This is a genomic window from Methylobacterium sp. WL103 (assembly GCF_008039885.1).
In the GTDB taxonomy this organism is placed as follows: Bacteria; Pseudomonadota; Alphaproteobacteria; order Rhizobiales; family Beijerinckiaceae; genus Methylobacterium; species Methylobacterium cerastii.
In genome coordinates this window covers 1-735 of sequence record NZ_VRUX01001133.1, presented here as the reverse complement: position 1 = coordinate 735, position 735 = coordinate 1, and the positions used below count along the sequence as shown (strand labels likewise).

General features: G+C 75.5%; 2 pseudogenes. Both read left to right on the top strand.

The features are described from left to right. Window positions 1-164 (top strand): annotated as a pseudogene (locus tag FV222_RS28245) (DUF1007 family protein); the annotation flags it as partial. Further along, window positions 155-735: pseudogene (locus FV222_RS28240) on the top strand (nickel transporter); the annotation flags it as partial. The pseudogenes FV222_RS28245 and FV222_RS28240, both read left to right, overlap by 10 nt.

The following is a 735-nucleotide window of genomic DNA, read 5'->3' as shown; positions in this document are numbered from 1 at the left end:
CGCCCGCCGGCTGCGCCGCCACGGTGACGCGGCCCAAGACGCCCGAGCCGAAGACGGCGGAGGCCGGATCGCCGGGCATGAGCGAGGCGTTCTTCGAGGCGCTGACGGCGGCCTCGGGCTACGGCGTGCAGTTCGCGAACCGGGTGCTGGTCGCGTGTCCGTAGGCGCCGCGCTAGCTGTCCCGCCGGCCCGGCGCCTGCCGCTGCGGCTTTCGCTGGTCGCCGCCGCGATCGGCGTCGCGGCCCTGGTCCTCGCGCTTCTGGTCTGGCTCGTGGCGCCCGGCCTCGCGACGCCACCGCCGCGGTCTCCGTTCGGGATCGGCTTCCGCGAGGCCGCGCCCTCGGCGACCGGGCTCGGCGGCTGGCTCCTGGCGATCCAATCGAGCTTTTCGCGGAGCCTCCAGGCCGCGCTCGCCGCGATCAAGGGCGGCGGCGACTGGACGCCGCTGGTCACCCTCGGTTTCGCCTACGGCGTCTTCCACGCCGCCGGCCCTGGGCACGGCAAGGCCGTCATCGCCGGCTACCTGTTCGCCGGCGAGCGAGCCCTGCGCCGCGGCTTCGGCCTCAGCTTCGCCGCCGCGGTTCTGCAGGCTTTGGTCGCGATCGCGATCGTCGGCACCGGCCGCCTCGTCCTCGGCGCCACCGCCGCCGGCATGACGCAGGCCGGCAACGCGATCGAGATCGCGAGCTTCGCCCTCGTCGCGGCGATCGGCCTCGCGGTGACCTGGCGCAAGGC